The organism is Sporolactobacillus sp. BBK16-2 (assembly GCF_059878335.1).
Genome location: NZ_CM187611.1, coordinates 1 through 22,711, shown reverse-complemented (window position 1 = coordinate 22,711; position 22,711 = coordinate 1). Strand labels below are relative to the sequence as shown.

The following is a 22,711-nucleotide window of genomic DNA, read 5'->3' as shown; positions in this document are numbered from 1 at the left end:
TATAATAAAGAAAGACTTAATCTGCTGCGAACGGAGGGATTACAATGTTTCTCGTCATTGTCGAAGCTGCAATTTATCAAGGAGGGCGCTGGCTGATTATTAAGCGCAGCGAGAAGGAAGAACACGCTGCCGGACTGCTTGCGCTCGTCGGCGGAAAAGTTGACCTGAGCGATCAGCCGAATGATGTTTTGGAGCACGCGCTGCGCCGCGAAATTAAAGAAGAAATTGCGATTGAAGTAAGCGAGCTCACATACGTAAAAAGTGCATCCTTTGTTCTGCCCGATGGACGATGCGCACTTGAAACAATCTTCTTGTGCATCCCAAAATCCGGCACCCCGCACGCAGTCAGTGCCGATGAAGTCGCCGAATTCTATTGGATGACAACTGAAGAAATACTGGCTCATCCGCAAACACCGTCCTATCTAAAAGATCAAATCGTACAAGCAGAGCGCGTGCTTCGAAGCATTCAGGCTTTAAAATAATAGTTAATTTTATCATCACAAATAACTCATGAAAAAAACTTATAAGTATCATCAATAAAATTGTGTACATTTTGTGTAGATTTTTTGTCATTGCTGTGATAATGTTTGTGACATTGAAATCCATCAGAGTGAGGCATTCATCGAAAATGAAAAGTACATTTTTTAGCAAGCGTATAGGTATTGCACTATTAGTGGCAGCTGCTTTTGTCATCGCGATTTTGGCTGTTTACGGAGAAGTGATCGACTATAAAGCAGCGCAGAGTATTAAATCGGAGCAGGCGGTTGATTCATACTCCTTTCGAAGCAATCGAACAGTTTTGGTGCACTTGAAAAATAGTTATGTTATTCGATTAGATCTCACATCTACGCCGCTTAATGTTACTGTCGGAACGAAAAATGCATTCCGTCGTATTCCAGGCAGCATCTCTAGATACAGCTCCTCTGGGAAAACTTCAGGATATATACTTACATTGACACCAAGTGAATATCAACGTTTTAATAAAGACATGATGAATTATTATGGTTCAATAAACACCTTCCAGCAAAAAAATAATCATTCTGAGTTAGTTTCTGTATCCATCTAACATGAATAGCAGTATGTTTTTTTGCCCACTTGTCCAATCGTATTAAAAAAGTGATCCAGTCTATACCGGATCACTTTTTTAATAGAAAATCTGTAATTTACTCAATTAAAATTTGCGCACGGTCTTAATAACACGACCAATGTTTTCACTGGTTCTGGTAACCGCTTCAGACCCAGATTTTAGTGCTTCTTCTAAACACATGCTACCGGAAACAATGCCGAAAATCGCGGTAAATCCTTTCTCGTACAGTGTGTCAATTTTTTCACCTACATGACCGGCAAGTGCAATGACCGGTTTGTCATGTCTGACTGCCACCTGTGCAACACCAAACGGCGTTTTGCCATATTGCGTTTGATCATCAATACTTCCCTCACCAGTAAACACATAATCAGCATCTGATACATAGTGTTCCAGATGCGTATACTTTATAACCAATTCAATACCCGAAGCGATCGATGCACTGGTAAATGCCAGCATTCCCGCACCTAGCCCACCTGCTGCGCCGCTGCCTGGAACATCAACGATATCTCGATGCACATCACGCTTAATGATCGTCGAATAATGAGCGAGGTTGGCATCGAGCTTTTTTAAGACATCCGGCGTTCCGCCTTTTTGTTTGCCGAAAACATGGGAGGCACCTTGCGGCCCGCAAAGTGGATTCTTCACATCGGATGCAATATCAATTTTCAAATGCTCTATGCGCGGGTCAACTCCTGATTGATCTATTCGAGCCAATCGTGCCAGTGCTCCTCCTCCATAAGGCAATTCTCTTCCTTTATCATCAAGCAACTTCACCCCAAGTGCCTGAGCCATACCCGCACCGCCGTCATTGGTGGCGCTGCCGCCAAGTCCGATAATAATATGACGGATGCCTCTATCCAAGCATGCAAGAATCAGTTCTCCTGTTCCATACGTTGTCGTTACTTCAGGATCCCTTTCTTCCTGCTGAACAAGTTGAATACCGCTTGCGCTCGACATTTCAATGACTGCCGTATCCGGCTGATCTCCTAAAATGCCGATCGAAGCCGTTACAGGCCTGCCCAAGGGACCTGTAACTACCTGATGAATGATTTGCCCACCCGTCGCATCAACAAGCGATTGTGTTGTTCCTTCTCCGCCATCAGCCATCGGAACATGTATATAGCGGGCATTCGGATAAACCTTGCGTAATCCTTTTTCCATAGCCTTGCAAACTTCTTTTGCCGTCATACTTTCTTTGAATGAATCTGGTGCTAGCACAAATGTTGATTTCATCGTTTCCACCTCTTTACAGAATGACACCGTATATAATCGTTGATACAACAACCATCGTTAACCCGACGAGCGCTTCATAAGGAACAAGTGTCAGTCTTTCTTTAATGCTCATCCCCATCGAAGCACGTGTTACGTGGAAATAATTACCTTGAGGAAGCTGATCAATTGTCACAGCTCCGGTCTGCATCATCACAGCGGCTCCCACTGGCGATACACCGAAACTCAGAATTGAGTGTGCAAACGATTGCGTTGCAATAATGACACCTGTAGATGTCGAGGCAACAGCGGCTCCCATCATAATCCCTGAAATGGGGGAAAGCAGAATGCCGGGAATCCCGAAATAGTTCACGCCATTCACAATGACCGTGCTGAGATCCGAAGAGGCGATCAGTCCGGCCAGTGCTCCGGCACCAATTAAGATCATGACTACACCCGTCATTTTCTCGACACCCGAAGAAATATAAGTCATCATGCGGCCTGTTTTTCTCATAGCAATTAAACCGATAATACCCGCAATCGGAAGAATATACATTGCATCAATCTGAAAGCTCTTTAATAGAGCAATGTGAAAAATATCACCAATTGGATTCAGCATTAAAACAATGATGGCCACTGCCGGAGCTACAATGGCTTGTCCAAAACTTGGCAGATGATCATTCGAATCATCTGATTTTTTCTGGGCAGGAGCAACTGCTTTTACACCGCGATGCTTAATGATTGAGGCGATCATGACGGTTGCAATCAAGCCAAAAATGGCAGGAATCAAGCCATGAAGCATGACTTGCGATAAATCAACATGAAATCCTTTAGCGGCCATAATCGTGTTTGCATTAGGAGAAATAATATTGCCCGCCTTGCCCCCGCCGCTGAGCGCCAAAAGCAGACTCAATCTGGTAAAACCTAATTTTTCGCCAACCGCAAGTGCAATCGGAGCAACGATAATTACTGCGACAGGAATAAACACACCGACCGCCGTAATAATCATTGTCGCTAGAGCGAGTGAAAATAAAGCCATACGGTCACTAAAACGATCAACAATCGTCCGTGCGATCCGTTCGGCAGCGCCTGTATCCATCATCACACCGGCTAAAACACCGGCAGCGAGAACACGCACAATCGTACCGGTCACACTAGCCGTGCCATTGACAACAAGATTAACCGTTTCTGTAAAATTCGCACCGCCAATCAGGGCACCAATAATGGCCCCTGTAAATAAAGCATAAACCGGATTCAAATGCTTTAATATTAGTAGAATAGCCAAAATTAATCCGATAATAGCTCCTAACCAACTAACTGTCATGAATAAACCCAGCTCTCCAATATAAAATAAAAACAAACATCAATACTATATCACAGATAAGCTCTGTATTATAACAGAAAATTAAATATTACTATTTTCTTAAAACCTCACTATTTCGGCGCACGGTTTAGGCAGAGAATTCTTGCCAGCTCTTATCTATGCCTTTCGCTGTGATGAATAACCTTCAACTGACATTTTTAAGTTTTTTAATTTCTATCTATAGATTCTTTGAGTTCCACTAAAGCTAACTTACCTTTTCTGAAATGTTCCAAAATAATCCCCAATCCCGACATCTAAAATGCCCATGCCCGAACGCACTATACGTTCTTATTGCACAAAAAAAGAACCCTTCATTATCAAGGGTTCTCACGATTTTCTATAATGGCCCTGGCAGGAATCGAACCTGCGACGCACGGTTTAGGAAACCGACGCTCTATCCACTGAGCTACAGAGCCGCAGCTCGCTATTTTTGCGACATAGACTATTATATGAAGAAAACGGATCGATGGCAAGCCCTAAGGCAGGGTAGGAGAGGTTAGCTGCTATACATCAAGACTGTCTCGTGTTCAAATTAATTGCAGATATGACGTTTTTCTAGATTGCTCATACTTATTTAAAGAGACTTGAATCGAGCGCAGCCTTTGGGGCACAAATAAAAGCAGCCCTTTTTTAGAGAGGACTGCTTCCGCATCATCGGTTATGGCCGAAGATCACAGTTTTGTAACGTTTGCTGCCTGAGGTCCGCGGTTGCCTTCAACAATGTCGAAGCTAACTTCTTGACCTTCTTCAAGCGTTTTGAAACCGTCGCCTTCGATTGCAGAATAGTGTACGAATACATCATTTCCGCCATCAACTTCAATGAAACCGTAGCCTTTTTCTGCGTTGAACCATTTTACCTTACCGTTTTGCATGTGTAACTGCCTCCCTAAAACGTTGCGCTGCCCGCGCGTGAACTAAAACCATCCACCAGTTAACAAAAAGCTTGCATATAAAAACAGACCTTTCCAGAAGTAAAAACTACTACACTTCGAGGAAGGGTCTTCATTCTTACATCCAGATCTTATATTAAGTAGTAAAATGGTTTATTACAATATAGCACAATCACCATTATGTGTCAATGAAATCACATTTTTGTAAGCGGATACTACCTTGATGTATCAACATTTTGCTGTCAAGTGCTTCGATCATTAATTTGGTTCTTGCGCTATTCTCATAATCGACCAAATTCGCATTTTTTATACATCGTCAATCGACATTATTCAACTTTTTTCACTTTTTTTTGCACTTTTTAGGTGATACACTTAATAAATCGTATAAGAGAGGACGTCATGAATGATCAACTCCGAAACATCATCGAATAAATTAATATCGGTCGCCGGGATGGTCGGGATCGGTAAAACAACTTTCGCCACTGCTATAGCAAGTCGTTTGGGATATCGTACCTCTTTTGAGAAAGTTGACGGAAACCCCTATCTTGACCTATTTTATAAGGATTTCAAACGTTGGGCATTTCATCTGCAAATCTTCTTTCTCGGGGAACGCTTCAAGGAAACGCAGAAGATCATGACGAGCGCCGACAATTATATTCAAGATCGCTCTATTTATGAAGACACCGGTATTTTTGCGAAAATGCATCATGATAAAGGAACAATGTCTGAAGCAGATTATCAGACTTATACCAGCCTTTTTCAAGCCATGGTGATGACACCTTATTTCCGCCATCCAGATTTATTAATCTATCTCCACGGTTCATTGGACGCGACCATCAATCGAATTGGCCGACGCGGACGCGGAATGGAAAAAGAAACGCCGCGCAGTTACTGGGAGGAAATGTTTCATCGCTATGAGCAATGGATCAGCCATTTTTCAATCTGCCCGGTACTGAAAATTGATATCGAAGACTACGACATCGTCAATGATCCTAAATCTGCGGATGCAATCGCAGCTCATATCCAGGATTTGTTGAAGGATAAAGCAGAGTGCAATGTTTAAATAAAAACCAAGGTTCGGACGTCTCGTCCAACCCTTAGTTTTTCTTTCCTAGATATCGCTAATTTCTGTTTGTAAAAAAAAAATGAAACGCGCAAGTACGGGTTAAAACCGTATTTGCACGTTTTTTATTTTGTATCTTCGTCTGTGGTATTCTTTTTTTCATCCTGGCTTTTCTTATCTTTGGAAGCCTTTGGTTCGTTGGGATTAAGGGTAATACCAAGATCATCAATCATCTTCGTTAATCTGGCGTCCGTGTTCACTTTCTGATGAAGAGCCATGGCGCACCTCCTGCGATTTTGAGCAAATTAAAATTAGTCTTTTGGCGTGATTTTCTCCACATTTCTCATGTATGGGCGCAACGCTTCCGGTATAATAACACTGCCGTCCTCTTGCTGGTAATTCTCCAGAATTGCAGCAACCGTACGTCCAACTGCCAGACCAGAGCCGTTCAGTGTGTGTACGAATTCAGGCTTTGCTTTCGGCGTACGTCTAAAGCGAATATTCGCACGGCGTGCCTGGAAATCTTCGAAGTTGCTGCAAGAAGAAATTTCACGATATGTGTTCTGACTCGGAATCCATACTTCAAGATCGTATTTCTTCGCCGCCGTGAAACCAAGGTCTCCGGTACAAATTGCGACAACGCGGTAAGGGAGATTGAGCAGACGCAGAACTTCTTCCGCGTGACCTGTCAGCTTCTCCAGTTCATTGTAAGAATCCTCAGGCTTTACAAACCGAACGAGCTCAACCTTGTTAAATTGGTGCTGGCGGATGATTCCGCGTGTATCGCGTCCCGCCGATCCTGCCTCAGAACGGAAGCAGGCGCTGTAGGCAGCAAAGGCAGCCGGAAGCTGATCACCGTTTAAGATCTCATCACGATAATAATTCGTTACAGGTACCTCGGCTGTCGGGATCAAGAAGTAGTCTCGATCATCCGCGATCTTGAACGCATCTTCTTCAAATTTCGGCAGTTGACCGGTACCGGTCATGCTCGTGCGATTGACCATATAAGGCGGCATGATTACTTCATAGCCATGCTGATCCTCGTGCAGATCAAGCATGAAGCTGATCAGTGCGCGTTCCAATCGAACGCCGAGTCCCTTATAAAAGACGAAACGGCTGCCCGTTACTTTTGCGGCACGCTCAAAATCGAGAATACCTAAATTAGTCGCCAGATCCCAGTGCGCCTTTGGTTCATAAGCAAATTTTACAGGATCTCCCCAAAAACGAATGGGTTTGTTGTCATTCTCATCCTCACCTACTGGCACTGTTTCATGTGGAACATTCGGAATCGACAGCATCACTTGTTTCAAATCTTCTTCAACCTGGCTTAGCTTTCCGTCTAGTTCCTTGATGCTGGCACTGACTTCGCGCATCGATACAATCAGTTCCTGTGCGTCTTCCTTCGCCCTTTTTTTTGCAGCAACCTGCGCAGATACTTCATTGCGCTTTGCTTTCAAAACTTCCGTTTGACTGATTAGTTCACGGCGCTTGTCGTCCAATTCAGGAAAACGCTGAAAGTCGGAGAGATCTTCACCCCGCTTATTTAATTTTTCCTTGATTTCATCATAATGATCTCGCAATCGTTTCATATCGAGCATCGTTTTCTGCCTCCTAAAGAAAACCTTGGACCTTGCCAGCCCTTAGTTTTTCTTTTCCTAGATAAAAATAGAAAATCTCGTCCCTTGTAATAAAAGGGACGAGACTTAACCCGCGTTGCCACCCAAATTGCCGACATGCCACATTGCGGTTTGTCGGCCGCTTTAGTCATTGATAACGGTAATGATCCGTGTGATCGGTGCCTTCTCCGATCCAACTCTCAGGGATGGATTCGCATCTGCTCCTTCACCGCTTTCCACCGACTGCGGCTCTCTATTCAAGGAGACAAATGTTACTTTTTCCCGTCATCAAGCGAATAAATTCGACTTACATAAAATCTACACTACTGTTAAAAAAAAAGCAAGCGGTTAATGGTATTCCTCCACCATTCGAACGAAGTAACGATGCATTGCGGGATCATCAGTCAATTCAGGATGAAAGGCACAGGCAAGAAATCTGCCTTGTCGGCATGCCACAATATGGCCTTCACACGTAGCGAGCACGTCCACATTTTCAGCGGCACTTTTGATATAAGGTGCTCGAATAAACACGCCGATATACGTTTCACTAATCCCCTTTATTTCTAAATCCGCTTCAAAGCTGTCGACTTGGCGGCCAAAAGCATTTCGCTTAACATCAATATCCAGTAAAGCCAAATGGGGACCGCGTCTGCCCTCAATTTGCTTCGCCATTAAGATCAAGCCTGCACATGTGCCGAATACAGGTTTCTGTTCAGCAAAATTTTTGACTGCTTCAAATAGATCATAGCGGTCCATGATTCTGCGCATCATTGTACTTTCGCCGCCGGGAAGCACAAGTCCATCCAGGCCGTCCAGGTCGCGGGCATTTTTAACTAGAGCTGTTTCTGCACCTGATACCTCAAGCGAGTGAACATGCTCGCTGACGGCGCCTTGAAGCGCAAGCACGCCAATTTTAACAGACATTGTTCCTCACCTCTCAGATTCCGCGATCCTGCATGCGTTCCGCAGGTTCAAGCTTGCTCATGTCAATGCCCTTCATCGGCGTTCCGAGTCCCTTGGACAGTTCAACAATTCGTTCATAATCCTGGTAGTATGTGGTTGCCTCTACAATTGAACGTGCAAATTTAGCCGGATTTTCCGATTTGAATATACCTGAGCCGACAAACACTCCGTCCGCGCCGAGCTCCATCATCAATGCAGCATCGGCAGGAGTTGCAACACCGCCGGCAGCAAAATTAACAACCGGCAGCCGTCCTGCCTCACGAATTTGCAGAAGTATTTCATAAGGAGCGCCAAGTTCTTTTGCAAACACCATCAATTCGTCCGGAGCCATCGCTACAACTTTACGTACTTGACTGTTCACGAGACGCATATGGCGCACGGCTTCAACAATGTTTCCGGTTCCTGGTTCGCCCTTTGTCCGCAACATAGCCGCACCTTCACCAATTCTGCGTGCTGCTTCGCCCAAATCGCGGCATCCGCAAACAAACGGGACGGTAAATGCCTTTTTATCTATATGAAAAACATCATCTGCCGGAGTAAGCACTTCACTTTCATCGATATAATCGACTTTCATTGCTTCAAGAACACGTGCTTCCACGATATGACCGATTCTTGCTTTCGCCATAACCGGAATGGAAACTGCATTCTGAACCTGTTCTACAATTGTGGGATCAGCCATCCGGGCAACGCCACCCGCCTTGCGGATATCAGAAGGAACCCGCTCCAATGCCATTACCGCTGTTGCACCGGCTTCCTCCGCAATTTTCGCTTGCTCAGCATTGACCACGTCCATGATCACGCCGCCTTTTTGCATTTCAGCCATTCCGCGCTTTACGCGCTCCGTACCTTTCTGTACCACCATAATCCCTCCAGTTGTTTCTTTGTAAAAGTTATGTTTCTTCAATTATTTATAGTGTACAATAAAACCCAGTAAATAAATATGTATAAAAGGTAATTGGTTCATTTTTCTTTTTTTATTATATACATGTGCGAGGAAAGAGAGTAATTTTTTTCGCTGTATCAACCAAATTATATCGCGACTCACTAGTCGTTTCTTAGAAAATTTTCATTTATGATTAGCAAAAAAAAGCCGGGACTTTCTCCCGACTTTTTTACGACTACCTATAATTCTATTTTAATTTAATCAGCTCTCTCAAAAGAGTCCTGCAATCCATGAAAAAATGGATGAAAAGAAGCTGCCAATTCCTTTTAACATACGAACAAACCAGTTGTTTCGATCAACTTGTTCCGCCGCAATGACCGGAACCTTGCTGTTTGTATTGTAGAGATAACCATAGTGTGTATCTCCTTTATGAGAAAGTGTTACATAACCGACTTTCTCGCCTTTCTTCACCGGAGCCTCCAAGGAACCGTCCTTGTTCAGCTTTGATTTATCCAATACGACTTTGAAGTTAGTGGCAACCTTTTCGCCACTTGCAACAGCTGTTTTATAGGAATCACCAAACGCAACATTCACTTCGCCTTTTTTACCGTTGTGAACAGGCACTGTCTTACTGCCTTTAATGAGTTGGCCCTTCTTAGCAATTGTTTTATCAGTAAATTGCTGGTAGCCGTAGTCAAAGAGTGCACGCGTCTGTTCAAAACGCTGAGCATCTGAATTCGTACCCATCACAACACTGATCAGGCGATGGCCGTTGCGGTTAACTGTTCCGGTGAAACAATAGCCGGCAAGATCGGTATGCCCCGTCTTCAGGCCGTCAACACCGTCATATTTAAATTTACTCATATTCGCGCCGAATCCCGGAAGCATATAATTCCAGTTCACCATTTGAATTGGAGCATCCACTCCGGCAGTAAAATTCTTTAGTGGAATCTTGGATATTTCAAGCGCATCAGGATAATCTTTAATCACATGATAGGCCAGTTTGGCAAGATCCAAAGCAGAGAGTTGATTGCTTGCTTTGCTGTCGCCATACGGAGCAAACTTGCCTAAATCCTCATTTTCAAGACCAGAACTATTAATATAGTGGGCACTGGTCATGCCGAATTTCTTCGCCGTTTTATTCATGAGATCTACGAAATTTTTTTCTGTTCCGCCGACTTTTTCCGCAAGAGCAATTGTCGCTCCGTTTGCTGAATAGATTGCCATCGCTTCGTATAATTCTCTAACCGTATACTCATAGTCTTTTTTAAGCGGCACATTGGAGTAAGCACGGTTCTGAGAAATCTGGTAGACATAATCGCTGATCGATACTTTCGTATTCCAGGTCAGTTTCTTCGAATGAAGTGCCTGCATGACCAAGTATTCGGTCATCATTTTCGTCATACTGGCTGGTGGATAAACTTTGCTTGCATCCTTCTCATAAAGAATCTGACCGCTGTTATAATCCACGAGAATCGCTGACTTGGCTTTTAACCCAAGCGGATCTGATGCCGCCTCGGCCTTTGAAGCAAACTGCCCTTGAAAGGTCAGCGTCAAAGCAAGTACAAATGCTAGGCTTGCCGCCGCAAAGCGACCTAGCTTTTTTCTGAAATTCAACCCCTACACCCCCGAAAGTATTCATGCGAAATCAATCAGCGCAAGCATAGAAAACCGAGGCGATACATGCCGTCTCGACTTTTCTTTACTACGTATCTCTTTTTCTAAATAATTGATAATAGACGGTTATGCAGTCCGCCCGTCTGCAAAGCAATGGTCGTTAACATATCAGTACGGAAGCACAATCTATAATTATTTAATAGAATAGTTCGGTGCTTCTTTGGTTATCTGAACGTCATGCGGATGACTTTCAAGTAATCCTGCATTAGTAATTCTTGTAAAACGCGCATTTTCTCTCAATGCTTGTAAATTCGCTGCGCCACAATAACCCATTCCTGAACGCAAACCGCCGATCAACTGATAAATCGAGTCGGCCAGCCGGCCTTTGTAAGGAACTCGTCCTTCAATACCTTCCGGAACTAATTTCTTTGCATTCTCCTGGAAATAGCGATCCTTGCTGCCGTGTTCCATCGCACTTACCGAACCCATGCCGCGATAAACCTTGAACTGTCTTCCTTGATAAATTTCTTTTTCTCCCGGAGTTTCGTCTACACCGGCAAGAAGTCCGCCAAGCATAACGGCACTGCCGCCCGCTGCCAAGGCTTTAACAATATCTCCTGAATATTTAATTCCACCGTCAGCGATAATCGCCACACCGTGTTTATCTGCTTCGTTTGCACAGTCATAAACCGCTGTAATTTGCGGAACACCGACGCCTGCTACGACACGGGTTGTACAAATGGATCCCGGTCCAATCCCCACTTTAACAACATCCACACCGGCATCAATCAATGCTTTTGTGCCTTCTGCAGTCGCCACGTTTCCTGCGATCAAGCTGACCTTCGGAAATTTAGTACGAATGCCGGCAACTTTTTGCAGTACGCCTTTAGAATGCCCGTGCGCCGTATCAATCACGATGGCATCAGCACCGGCATCAACGAGCTTTTCAACGCGCAACAGCGCATCAGCTGTTACCCCGACTGCGGCAGCCACAAGTAATCTTCCGTGTTCGTCTTTTGCCGAACTTGGGAATTCAACAACTTTTTCAATATCCTTCGTTGTAATTAATCCTTTAAGCACGCCATTATTATCAACAAGCGGCAATTTTTCAATCCTGTTCTTGTTCAAAATTTCTTCGGCTTCTTTTAAGCTCGTGCCGACCGGCGCCGTAACCAAGTTGTCCTTAGTCATCATATCGCCGATTTTAGCTGAATAGTCCTTGACAAAGCGCATATCACGGTTCGTCAAAATACCTACAAGATGCTGATCTGCTGTATTGTCAACAATCGGAACACCGGAGATCCGGTATTTATTCATCAAATGCTCCGCATCAAAAATCTGGTTTTCCGGAGTTAAGAAAAACGGATTGGTAATGACGCCACTTTCAGAGCGTTTCACCTTGTCGACTTGTTCTGCTTGTTCTTCAATCGACATATTTTTATGAATAACACCCATGCCGCCTTGCCTAGCCATTGCAATAGCCATTGCTGCTTCAGTGACTGTGTCCATACCTGCGCTGATAATCGGTATGTTCAGATTCAGTGTACGAGTCAGTGCCGTTTGAACGGAAACATCTCTTGGCAAAACCTCAGAAGCTGCCGGAACAAGCAATACATCATCAAAGGTCAATGACTCTTTTACAAACTTATCTTCTCTCATCAATGTTAGATTACCCCCATAGTATGGTTGTCTTACTATCCGAAAAATTTATTGATAGCGTATCAAGTGCGCCTGCACCTGTCAAGAATACGAGATAAAGTTGAATTTTTCTAATAACAATCTTATAAAATAATGGTTTTAATTCTATTTATTGCCACTCATAGCAACTCACGTTCACACAAAATCCCGCAAAAATTTTTAATTAATGGAATGTACCCATTCATTATAAACCGAATGAGAGCCATGCGCAGGTAGTTTCTTTTTCCAATCATTTTTCGACGAACGGCATCTCTAGTGGTTAAAAAGAATCGTCACCATAATCACAGAAAGCGATCAATGGTGACGTTGTTGAATTCAGTCAAAGCATACACACGATTATCAGCGAGATGAATCATCGGCCGTGTTGGTTCTTTCGCTGGTATAAAAGTTATCTCTCCGGTCTGACCGTCCGAGAGCTGGACATTCATGCCAACAAACAAGGTCATTAATTCATAACAAAATTTATCCAAAAGATAGCGAGACAATTTTCCATAAGATGAGATTCTTAAATGGTCAAGAACAGTAAGCAGGCTGCCGGTGCGTTCAGTTGTCATTTGAGTTAATAAACTGTCGCAAATGGCCAGAATCTTTCCATTCATACTCAGCTGAGAGCCGTCGATATTGAGCGGAAAACCGCTCTTATCTTCACGTTCATGGTGCTGAATGACGGCAACCAATGTCTCATCCTTAAGTGTCGGAATCCCTTTAAGCATCTTGTAACTGTCGATTACATGCCTTTCAAAAGCACTTTTTTCACTGCCGATGCGTTCTTTTTTCACAAGCAGCGATGGAGAAAGTTTGGCAAGCCCGCAATCGGCAAGCATGCCTGCAAGTCCAAGCTGAATACTTTCACCGGAACCAAAATTTGATTTTTTGGCAAAAAAAGCAGCCAATAATCCAAAAAGAACACTGCGTTCAGCAATATTGCGAATTCGCCTATGCTTAATAAAATGGGAAGCGAGCCACATCGGATCATCAAACACGCCAGTGATCAATGGCATCATGGCAGCTCTAAAATCACCGATGGACACTCCTGCACCTGACTGCCACTGATGAAAGAAATGCTGATAGTCGCTAACCGACTGCTGATATTTCTTGTCCAATGGGCTGAGCGCAGCTTCAGGCTCTGGAACAGTCAAAGGACTGGTCTCAGGGTCATGATTTGACTCTTTCTCGATCGAACGCTTTACGGAAGACCGCACAAAATGATCAACATCAACATGTGTAATTAAAAAGGCTCTTAGAAACGCAATATGTGTTTCGTTAAGCACCGTTCCTGCTTTCATCAGCGGTTTAACCGATTTGGAATAGACATCCTTCCTCAGGATGCACCCAGCTTTAAGTTCATCGGTATTTACTATCATGCCGGCTCACCTCGCCATTCAGGTCTGTGTGTCGTTACTCTTCACTATCCTCGGGTGCTTCCGATTCTTCATCATCATTATTTTGAATGCGGGCGATTGTTGCAATGCTGTCTCCTTCATCAACTCGGATCAAGGTTACACCCATCGTATTTCTTCCGAGCTTGGAAATCCCGGATACAGGCATACGAATGATGACACCGTTCGCCGTAATAATCATGAGATCTTCCGTTTCCTCAACAGTACGCAGGGCAACCAATTCACCGTTTTTCTCCGTAATATTGCATGTCTTAAGCCCTTTGCCGCCGCGCGTCTGCAGCCGGTATTCGTCACTTGCCGTGCGTTTGCCGAATCCATTTTCCGTAACAATTAATACGTCCATACCGACATCGGCAATACCCATGCCGACAACTTCATCGCCTGCGTCTAAGGTAATTGCTTTGACACCTGCCGCTGTGCGTCCCATTGCGCGCACATCGGTTTCATGATAGCGGATGGCCATTCCTTTCTTCGTTCCGACAATTAGGTCATGACTTCCGTCTGTAAGGCGAACGGCGATGAGTTCATCCTCATCACGAACTGTAATTGCGAACAAGCCGGTCTTTCGGATATTTGAGAAATCGGAAAGAGGTGAGCGCTTTGTGATACCATTCTTTGTCAGGAAAACAAGGTAATGTTCCTCATCAAATCCTTCGACTGGGAAGAAGGCTGTAATTTTTTCGCCTTTTTCGATTTGAATTAAATTAATAATTGGAATACCCTTTGCCGTTCTGCCTAGTTCAGGGATTTGATACCCCTTCAGTTGGTAGACGCGCCCTTTATTCGTAAAGAACAGGATATGATGATGCGTGTTGGTCTGGAACAGATGCTCCACAAAGTCGTTCTCATTCGTTCCCATCGCCTGAATCCCGCGTCCGCCTCTATTCTGACTCTTGTACGTATTTACCGGCATACGTTTTACGTATCCATTATGAGAGACGGTAATGACAATGTCTTCACGCTCGATCAGATCTTCATCCTCAATCAAATCATCGCCGACTGTGATTTCTGTTCGGCGCTCGTCATTGTATTTTTCTTTGATTTCGCGTAATTCTTTGCGGATGATATGCAGTACTTTTTGCTCGTCAGCAAGAATTTCCTTAAGCTCGGCAATTTTCTTGACAAGCTCTGCATATTCCTGCTCGATTTTCTCGCGTTCCAGTCCGGTCAAACGCTGCAGGCGCATATCCAAAATTGCTTGAGCCTGAATCTCGCTGAGTGAGAAGTTCTCCATTAATCCCTGACGCGCAATGTCTGCCGTTTTCGAACCGCGGATCAAGGCAATGACTTCATCCAAATGATCCAAAGCAATACGCAATCCTTCAAGTATATGCGCACGTGCCTCAGCCTTTTTCAGTTCGAATGCTGTGCGGCGGCGGATAACCGTTTCCTGATGCTCAAGGTAGTAGTGCAAGCATTCCTTCAATGTCAGAACACGCGGTCTGCCGTCTACAAGCGCCAGCATGTTAATTCCGAAGCTTGTTTGCAACCCGGTATGCTTGTACAAGTTGTTAAGAAGTACATTCGCGTTCGTATCGCGGCGAACTTCAATCACCATACGCATGCCTTGGCGATCCGATTCGTCGCGCAGATCGGTAATACCTTCAATTTTCTTATCGCGAACCATTTCGGCAATTCGTTCGATCAGTTTCGCTTTATTTACCTGATATGGAAGTTCAGTCACAATAATGCTCTGTTTTCCATTCGCGTTTTCTTCAATTTCAACCTTCGCACGAACGATAATTGATCCCCGACCAGTACGGTACGCGCGGCGAATACCTTCGCGTCCTAAGATCAATCCTCCGGTCGGAAAATCAGGTCCCGGTATACATTGCATTAATTCTTCAACCGGAATTTCCGAATTCTTGCTGAGTGCCAGAACGGCATCAATGACCTCACCCAACTGGTGAGGAGGAATATTGGTCGCCATACCGACGGCAATTCCTGAAGCGCCATTGACCAGCAAGTTAGGGAAACGTGAAGGAAGCACAACCGGTTCTTCTTCGTTCTCGTCATAGTTCGGAACAAAATCAATGGTATCTTTGCGAATATCGCGTACCATTTCCATGGATATTTTCGACATGCGTGCTTCCGTATAACGCATCGCAGCTGCCGGATCACCATCGACTGAACCGAAGTTACCATGACCGTCTACTAATTCATAGCGATAGCTGAAATCCTGAGCCATACGCACCATCGTATCATAAACAGCCGAATCACCGTGCGGATGATACTTACCGATGACTTCGCCGACAATTCTCGCTGATTTCTTATAGCCCTTATCCGACGTAATGCCGAGTTCATTCATGGCGAAAAGAATTCGCCTGTGCACCGGCTTCAGGCCGTCGCGCACATCAGGCAATGCGCGGCTGACGATAACGCTCATCGCGTAACTCAAGAACGAATCACGCATCTGTTTGCCTATATTGACCGGCTTGACTCGCCGTTCATCTTGCTCTGCCATTTTGTTTCCTCCTTGCTTTACTCAAAAAATTAACTCTGCAGATACTGCTGCTGATCAAACATCCAGATTTTCTGCATAACGGGCATTTTGCTGGATAAAATCACGACGCGGTTCAACCCGATCGCCCATCAGCATTTCAAACGTCTGATCCGCTTCAATCGCATCCTCAAGATTTACCTGCAGGACAAGACGATTTTCCGGATCCATGGTCGTTTCCCACAGCTGTTCCGGGTTCATTTCGCCGAGACCTTTGTAGCGCTGCAATGCCGGCTTTACAGTTGGCGGCAGCTCGCTCTGAATCCTTTTTAATTCCAGATCATCATATGCATACAGAAGTGTTTTCCCGTATTGGACGCGGAAGAGAGGCGGCTGAGCAATATAAACATAGCCATTCTCAAGCAGCGGCCGCATAAAGCGATAGAAGAACGTTAACAACAGTGTACGGATATGCGCACCGTCGACGTCCGCATCGGTCATAATAATAATTTTATGATATCTTGCCTTTTCCAAATTGAATTCATCGCCAATGCCGGTACCGAGCGCTGTGATCATGGCTCGGATTTCCGCATTGGACAAGATTTTGTCAAGACGGGCCTTCTCAACATTAAGAATTTTACCGCGCAGCGGGAGAATCGCTTGAAACAGGCGGTCTCTGCCTTGCTTTGCCGAACCTCCGGCTGAATCTCCTTCGACAATATATAATTCCGAGATGCTTGCGTCTTTCGATGAGCAGTCCGCAAGCTTGCCCGGAAGCGAAGATACTTCCAGGCTGCTCTTTCGCCGTGTCAACTCACGCGCTTTTTTTGCCGCCGATCTTGCTCGTGAAGCTACAATACCTTTTTCAACGATGATTCGTGCAACATCGGGATTTTCAAGTAAAAACCGCGAAAATGCTTCTGAGAAAAGTGTATCCGTGATCGTTCGTACTTCAGAGTTGCCAAGCTTGGTTTTGGTCTGTCCCTCGAATTGCGGATCCGGGTGCTTGACCGACACAATCGCGGTCAGGCCTTCGCGCACGTCGTCCCCGGTCAAATTGGAATCGCTGCCCTTTATAAATTGATTTTTGCGTCCATAATCATTAATGACACGGGTCAGGGCGACCTTAAAGCCGTATTCATGTGTGCCGCCTTCATGTGTATGGATGTTGTTGGCAAAGGAATAGAGCTGGCTTGAAAAACCGCTGTTGTATTGCATCGCGATTTCAACCTTAATGCCGTCTTTCTCACCTTCCAGATCAATCGGCTGGTGAATGACTTCCTTCGAACGATTCAAAAATTCCACGTAAGAACGGATACCGCCTTCATAGTGGAATGTTTCTTTTTTGTCCTCCGCACGCCTGTCTTCAATCGAGATCCGTATGTTCTTGTTCAGGAAGGCGAGTTCGCGTACACGTACACGAAGTGTGTCATAATCAAAAGTCGTTGTGTCCGTAAAAATTTCCGGATCCGGTTCAAAATGAGTCGTCGTTCCGGTTTTGTCAGAATCACCGATGATTTTCAGATCAGCTGCCGGCTTCCCGCGATGATATTCTTGATAATAGACATGTCCGTTCCGATAAACCTTGACCCACATTGTCGTTGAAAGGGCATTAACTACTGATGCCCCCACGCCGTGCAGTCCCCCAGAAACCTTATATCCGCCACCGCCGAATTTTCCTCCGGCATGAAGAACGGTCATAATAACTTCAACTGCGGGACGGCCCACTTTCTTTTGAATGTCAACCGGAATACCGCGGCCGTCATCCATAACGGTGATGCCGCCTTCTTTTTCAATGATTACTTGAATATGGCTGCAATAACCTGCAAGTGCTTCATCAATCGAGTTGTCCACAATTTCCCAAACCAAATGATGGAGGCCCTTTTCACTGGTCGTTCCTATGTACATGCCCGGACGTTTTCGAACAGCTTCAAGTCCCTCGAGTACTTGAATCTCACTGGCATTATAAGATTGTTTTTGTTCCTGATTCTCGCTCATCTTAACCCACCTAACTTGGTGTTATCTGAGAAACTCATAGTCTCATGGCACAGAGCCTTGATTTTGAGTTCTTTCAAACAGCCGCTTCTGCTGCCTGCGTCATTCAGATACATTCCGCCGAAGAGGGCGGAAATCCAATTACTGTTTTGTACATTCTACGTTTCCTTGATGTATTTCAAAAAGCGTTGCCCGATCAAGCAAACTATGATCCAATCCGTCGACCGATGTAGTCGTGACAAAGGTTTGAACCTTTTCCTGAAATACGCCGAGCAAATGCGTCTTTCTAATATCGTCCAGTTCACTCAATACATCATCAAGCAGGAGGATCGGATATTCACCTACTTCATGTTTGATCAATTCAATTTCCGCTAGCTTTACAGACAAGGCTGCCGTTCTCTGCTGCCCCTGAGATCCAAATGCCTGCACATCCTTCTCATTCACTAAAAAGCACAGATCATCACGATGCGGTCCGATTAAGGTTGTTCCCCTGTCCATTTCCCTTTTCTTCAAGCGCTGATAGCTGCTCTGATAGGCTTCTTCTATTTTTGACGAATCGCCGCTATCTAATACCTCAGGGACTGAAGATTGATAGACAATAGATAAGTGTTCCCTGCCGTTACTGATCTCCTGCTGGATCGGTGCCGCCCACTCATTAAGCTGTCGGACAAAAACCAGTCTGCGATTAATGATTTCCGCTGCAAGCGAGATCAACCGGTCAGTCAAAATATCGAGAAAACTGCTGTCGCCTTGGGAATTGCCGAACGCCTTGCGGAGCAGTGCATTCCTCTGCTGAAGCACTTTTTGGTACTCAGCTAAATGATGCATGTAAACAGGAGCAATCTGTCCGATTTCCATGTCCATAAACCGTCTGCGCACAGCAGGGCTCCCCTTGACCAGGTTTAAATCCTCCGGAGCAAACATCACCACATTGCACAGACCGACATAATCGCTTAATCTGCGCTTCTCAAGATGATTAGCTTTTGCCTTTTTCCCTTTACCGGAAATAATTAGTTCGAGCGGTACTGATTGACCATGTTTGCCTATTCTACCCTTTATTTTACCATAATCCTGGTCCCATTGGATTAAATCTTTATCATGAGAGGTCCTCGGCGATTTTGCGATCGCCAGGACATAGATCGCTTCAAGCAAATTCGTTTTCCCCTGTGCATTCTCACCTAGAAAAACATTCACAGAGCTAGAAAAAGACAGCTGTAAGCTGTCATAATTTCGATAATGTGCCAGTTCAATCGATTCAAGATTCACAGTGGGGCGTCTCCCCTCTAATCGCGGCTGATGATGAATTCGGCCGAATCCGCAATTTTAATCCGGTCTCCCTCATGTAATTTCTTTCCCCGCCTGTTTTCGTGTTCATCATTGACAAAAATTTCTGTTTCAGCTAAAAAATGTTTGGCTTCTCCGCCTGTTTGGATTAATCCTTCAAATTTCAGCAATTGTCCGAGTGTAATGAACGTTTCTCCAGCATTTAATTTAACGTTCTTCAACGTTTTGCCTCTTTTCTTATTCAAATCAGAAATATCTAAGGCTAAACAACAAAGATTTTGCTTTGCCAACCTAGTCTTTAATTCTGTCCACGCATAAGCATCGTTTTTTTTTATTGAACATAGAATGCAGACATGGCATGAAACTGACCGCCATCCGATGTTCTCATTCACTTTAGAAGGTTCGGATCGGCAAAATCAGCATCAATATATTTTCATCACCGATTGGACGGATAATAATCGGTCTCATTGGTCCGGCAAAATGAATGCGAACGGTTTGAGCGTCGACCTTGCTCAGCGCGTCCATCATGAATTTGGCACTGAAAGAAATACGCAGCGGATCACCTTCAAATTTTTCTGTAACGAGTGTTTCATAGACACGCCCCAGTTCAAGAGATTGGGATGAAATTTCTACCTGATTACCTTCTGCACGCAGTTTAACCACATTGTTCCGCTCTTCTTTTGCGAGAAGAGATGCACGTTCGATTGCGTGATACAGTGCCTTGGTTCCCAAATCAATGGTCGTCTTGCTGTCATTCGGAATCAATCTGCTTGTATCCGGATAATTTCCATCAAGCAGACGCGAATAGAATTGTACGTTATGGCTTTTAAATAGAATTTGATTGTTCGTCATGACAATGTCCACCATTTGTTCATCGTCATCATCAAGGATTTTAGAAAGCTCATTCAAGCTTGGACCCGGAATGACAAGGGTATGAGTACCGGATTCTTCAGCATCTTCGATCGTTACCGAGCGCTGAGCGAGCCGATGACTGTCGGTTGCGACACAGCTCAATCGACCGTCCTGAATGATCCATTTCACTCCGGTTAGGACAGGACGTGTTTCTGTAACTGCTACGGCATAAACGGTTTGCTTGACCAAATCTTTCAGCAGATCTTTTCGAATTCTGAACACATCGTTTTCGTTAATAATCGGCAGATTCGGATATTCTTCCGGATCAAGTCCGTTCAGGCTGAATTCCGTTGCTCCTGAAATAATTTTCGTGATCAGTCTGCTGTCTACTTCAATATGAACTTCGTCATCAGGAAGCTTACGTACAAGTTCGGAAAAAAGTCGAGATGGCAAGACAATTTGTCCCGGAGTATTGATCGTCGCATTTTCATTACCATCTTCTTCAAGAGGAATGAATGATTTAATTGATATATCCGAGTTGCTGCCAGTCAAGGTAATGCCGTCTGATCCGGATGTAATTTTTACACCGGTAAGTATTGGCATTGTTGTTTTCGACGATATAGCTTTCATGACGCGATTTACTGCATCGACAAGTTTTTCCTTCTGTACGGTACATTCCATAGCGAGCGCTGCATTTGGATTTGTGTCTTGCATTTCTTGCATCCTTGTTGCCTCCAAATCTTATATTAAGAAATTAAAAAATAGTAATCATAATAGTAGGGCTTGTGAATATGTTAGTAAGTCCGATAAACTGTGATGATTCTTTTTATCCACATGTTGATAAGCTGTGGATAAAATTGGGGGTGTGCCGGATAATTATACACACCCCTGTCAGTAAAAAAATGCATTTCATTGTTTAAATTTTAAATCAGTTATGCCTTAATCGGAGCTTTTAACTGATCGATGAGCGCGTTCACTTTTTTCTGAAGGTCACGATCAACCGAGAGCTGTTTTGTAATTTTTTCATGAGCATGGATAACGGTCGTATGATCGCGGCCGCCAAATTCTTCGCCGATTTTGGGCAGTGAACAGTCGGTCAGCTCCCGTGACAAATACATAGCGATCTGCCGTGGAAAAGCAATCGATTTCGTCCGTTTTTTCGCAGCAAAATCCTCTAATTTCAAATGATACTCCTCGCCTACAGCAACCTGGATATCTTGAATGGTTATTGTTTTGGGACGAGCAGACGGAATGATATCTTTTAGAGCTTCCGCTGCTAAATCGACATTTATATCCTGGTTGTTCAAAGAAGAGAATGCGATCACACGGATCAGCGCGCCTTCAAGTTCACGAATGTTCGTATCAATTTGGTTAGCAATGTAGATCATGACTTCATTCGGAATATCAAGGCCTTCCGCTTTCGCCTTTTTGCGCAGAATCGCAATTCGAGTCTCTAAATCAGGCGGCGTAATATCTGTAATCAGACCCCACTCAAATCGGGAACGAAGCCGATCTTCAAGCGTTGGAATCTCTTTTGGCGGCCGATCGCTGGAAATGACAATTTGCTTGTATTCTTCGTGAAGCGCATTAAACGTATGAAAAAATTCTTCCTGAGTTTGTTCTTTTCCCGCAAGAAATTGAATATCATCAATCAGGAGCACGTCAACACTTCGATATTTATTGCGAAATTCGACGGTTTTATTGTCACGAATCGAGTTAATAAATTCATTCGTGAATTTCTCGGAAGAAAGATAGACAACGCGTGCCGATGGGTTGTGCTCGATCACGTAGTGACCGATCGCATGCATCAAATGCGTTTTTCCAAGACCAACGCCTCCATAAATAAACAGAGGGTTATAAGCTTTGGCTGGAGCCTCGGCCACGGCTAAAGAAGCGGCATGGGCGAATCGGTTACCTGAGCCGATGACAAAGGTTTCGAACGTATTCTTTGAATTGAGCATACTATTGCCCAAATCTTCCATACGATGCTGATTCCTTTGACTCATACCCCCGAAAGGATTGCCATGGCCATTTGGGCTGAAATTCATTTCATCACTCTTTCCTTTATTCTGTGTGGCAGGCGAGGCGTCACTGTTGTTGTGCCGACTTGGGATGACAAATTGGACATTGTAGCGTGAGCCTGTGATCTCATAAAGAATGTCGGAAATGAGTTTGGCATAATGCTCTTCAAGCCAATCGCGTGAAAATTCATTTGGAACGCTGACAATCATGATCTGCCCCTTAATTGATTGTGCGCGCGTTTCCTTAAGCCAAGTTTCAAAACTGGGCTTGCTCAGCTTCTTTTTAATGATATCCAGTGTTTGAACCCATAGTTCTTGAAGGTTGTTCAA

General features: G+C 44.4%; 19 protein-coding genes, 1 tRNA gene and 1 other annotated feature. Of the genes, 3 read left to right on the top strand and 17 right to left on the bottom strand.

Annotated features, from left to right (window positions below; all coding sequences use genetic code 11):
* Positions 1–44: 44 nt before the first annotated feature.
* Positions 45–482, top strand: a complete 438-nt coding sequence (locus tag AC6F33_RS00100; RefSeq protein ID WP_500777530.1) for an NUDIX hydrolase — start codon at positions 45–47, stop codon at positions 480–482.
* A 146-nt stretch (positions 483–628) separates the two neighbouring features.
* The gene (locus AC6F33_RS00095; protein WP_255748666.1) at positions 629–1,066 is read left to right on the top strand and encodes a hypothetical protein; all 438 of its coding nucleotides are present in this window, start codon (positions 629–631) and stop codon (positions 1,064–1,066) included.
* A 105-nt stretch (positions 1,067–1,171) separates the two neighbouring features.
* Here the strand turns inward: AC6F33_RS00095 and AC6F33_RS00090 are convergent, their stop codons facing one another.
* From AC6F33_RS00090 to cspD, 4 genes are all read right to left on the bottom strand, one after another.
* Positions 1,172–2,320 carry a glycerate kinase gene (locus AC6F33_RS00090; protein WP_255748667.1) on the bottom strand — a complete coding sequence of 383 codons (1,149 nt, stop codon included), beginning with the start codon at positions 2,318–2,320 and terminating at the stop codon, positions 1,172–1,174.
* A 13-nt stretch (positions 2,321–2,333) separates the two neighbouring features.
* On the bottom strand, positions 2,334–3,620 hold the full coding sequence (locus tag AC6F33_RS00085) for a GntP family permease (protein WP_255748668.1): 1,287 nt from the start codon (positions 3,618–3,620) through the stop codon (positions 2,334–2,336).
* A 382-nt stretch (positions 3,621–4,002) separates the two neighbouring features.
* Positions 4,003–4,075 (bottom strand) — tRNA-Arg (locus tag AC6F33_RS00080).
* 255 nt (positions 4,076–4,330) lie between these two features.
* Complete coding sequence (cspD, locus tag AC6F33_RS00075; protein ID WP_253061756.1) at positions 4,331–4,531, bottom strand: cold-shock protein CspD; 201 nt, start codon at positions 4,529–4,531, stop codon at positions 4,331–4,333.
* 421 nt (positions 4,532–4,952) lie between these two features.
* Between cspD and AC6F33_RS00070 the strand changes: the two genes are divergently transcribed.
* A complete protein-coding gene (locus tag AC6F33_RS00070; RefSeq protein ID WP_480948146.1) occupies positions 4,953–5,612 on the top strand; it encodes a deoxynucleoside kinase in 660 nt (219 codons plus the stop codon).
* Positions 5,613–5,737: 125 nt separating this feature from the next.
* On the opposite strand, the gene AC6F33_RS00065 is transcribed toward AC6F33_RS00070, so the two are convergent.
* The 13 genes from AC6F33_RS00065 to dnaA all read right to left on the bottom strand — a co-directional run bounded on the left by AC6F33_RS00065 (position 5,738) and on the right by dnaA (position 22,711).
* Positions 5,738–5,890: a hypothetical protein gene (locus tag AC6F33_RS00065; RefSeq protein ID WP_255748670.1), complete on the bottom strand. Its 153-nt coding sequence runs from the start codon at positions 5,888–5,890 to the stop codon at positions 5,738–5,740.
* A gap of 33 nt (positions 5,891–5,923) precedes the next feature.
* A complete protein-coding gene (gene serS / locus AC6F33_RS00060) occupies positions 5,924–7,210 on the bottom strand; it encodes a serine--tRNA ligase (RefSeq protein ID WP_255748671.1) in 1,287 nt (428 codons plus the stop codon).
* A gap of 91 nt (positions 7,211–7,301) precedes the next feature.
* Positions 7,302–7,526: a binding site (T-box leader), on the bottom strand.
* A 50-nt stretch (positions 7,527–7,576) separates the two neighbouring features.
* A complete protein-coding gene (pdxT, locus tag AC6F33_RS00055; protein WP_255748673.1) occupies positions 7,577–8,152 on the bottom strand; it encodes a pyridoxal 5'-phosphate synthase glutaminase subunit PdxT in 576 nt (191 codons plus the stop codon).
* A gap of 13 nt (positions 8,153–8,165) precedes the next feature.
* Entirely contained in the window at positions 8,166–9,053 is an 888-nt protein-coding gene (gene pdxS, locus AC6F33_RS00050) for a pyridoxal 5'-phosphate synthase lyase subunit PdxS (RefSeq protein ID WP_304654870.1), read from the bottom strand.
* Between the two features lie 291 nt (positions 9,054–9,344).
* Positions 9,345–10,691, bottom strand: a complete 1,347-nt coding sequence (locus AC6F33_RS00045; protein ID WP_255748675.1) for a serine hydrolase — start codon at positions 10,689–10,691, stop codon at positions 9,345–9,347.
* Between the two features lie 192 nt (positions 10,692–10,883).
* On the bottom strand, positions 10,884–12,350 hold the full coding sequence (gene guaB, locus AC6F33_RS00040; RefSeq protein ID WP_255748676.1) for an IMP dehydrogenase: 1,467 nt from the start codon (positions 12,348–12,350) through the stop codon (positions 10,884–10,886).
* Positions 12,351–12,670: 320 nt separating this feature from the next.
* Positions 12,671–13,753 (bottom strand): HD-GYP domain-containing protein, encoded by a 1,083-nt coding sequence (locus tag AC6F33_RS00035; protein ID WP_255748678.1) that lies wholly within the window; start codon positions 13,751–13,753, stop codon positions 12,671–12,673.
* Between the two features lie 34 nt (positions 13,754–13,787).
* Complete coding sequence (gene gyrA, locus AC6F33_RS00030) at positions 13,788–16,253, bottom strand: DNA gyrase subunit A (RefSeq protein ID WP_255748679.1); 2,466 nt, start codon at positions 16,251–16,253, stop codon at positions 13,788–13,790.
* Positions 16,254–16,307: 54 nt separating this feature from the next.
* Complete coding sequence (gyrB, locus tag AC6F33_RS00025; protein ID WP_255748680.1) at positions 16,308–18,227, bottom strand: DNA topoisomerase (ATP-hydrolyzing) subunit B; 1,920 nt, start codon at positions 18,225–18,227, stop codon at positions 16,308–16,310.
* 138 nt (positions 18,228–18,365) lie between these two features.
* A complete protein-coding gene (gene recF, locus AC6F33_RS00020) occupies positions 18,366–19,490 on the bottom strand; it encodes a DNA replication/repair protein RecF (RefSeq protein ID WP_255748681.1) in 1,125 nt (374 codons plus the stop codon).
* A 17-nt stretch (positions 19,491–19,507) separates the two neighbouring features.
* Complete coding sequence (gene yaaA / locus AC6F33_RS00015) at positions 19,508–19,729, bottom strand: S4 domain-containing protein YaaA (protein ID WP_255748682.1); 222 nt, start codon at positions 19,727–19,729, stop codon at positions 19,508–19,510.
* A gap of 172 nt (positions 19,730–19,901) precedes the next feature.
* Complete coding sequence (gene dnaN, locus AC6F33_RS00010) at positions 19,902–21,083, bottom strand: DNA polymerase III subunit beta (protein WP_370646084.1); 1,182 nt, start codon at positions 21,081–21,083, stop codon at positions 19,902–19,904.
* A gap of 209 nt (positions 21,084–21,292) precedes the next feature.
* Positions 21,293–22,711 (bottom strand): chromosomal replication initiator protein DnaA, encoded by a 1,419-nt coding sequence (gene dnaA / locus AC6F33_RS00005; RefSeq protein WP_255748683.1) that lies wholly within the window; start codon positions 22,709–22,711, stop codon positions 21,293–21,295.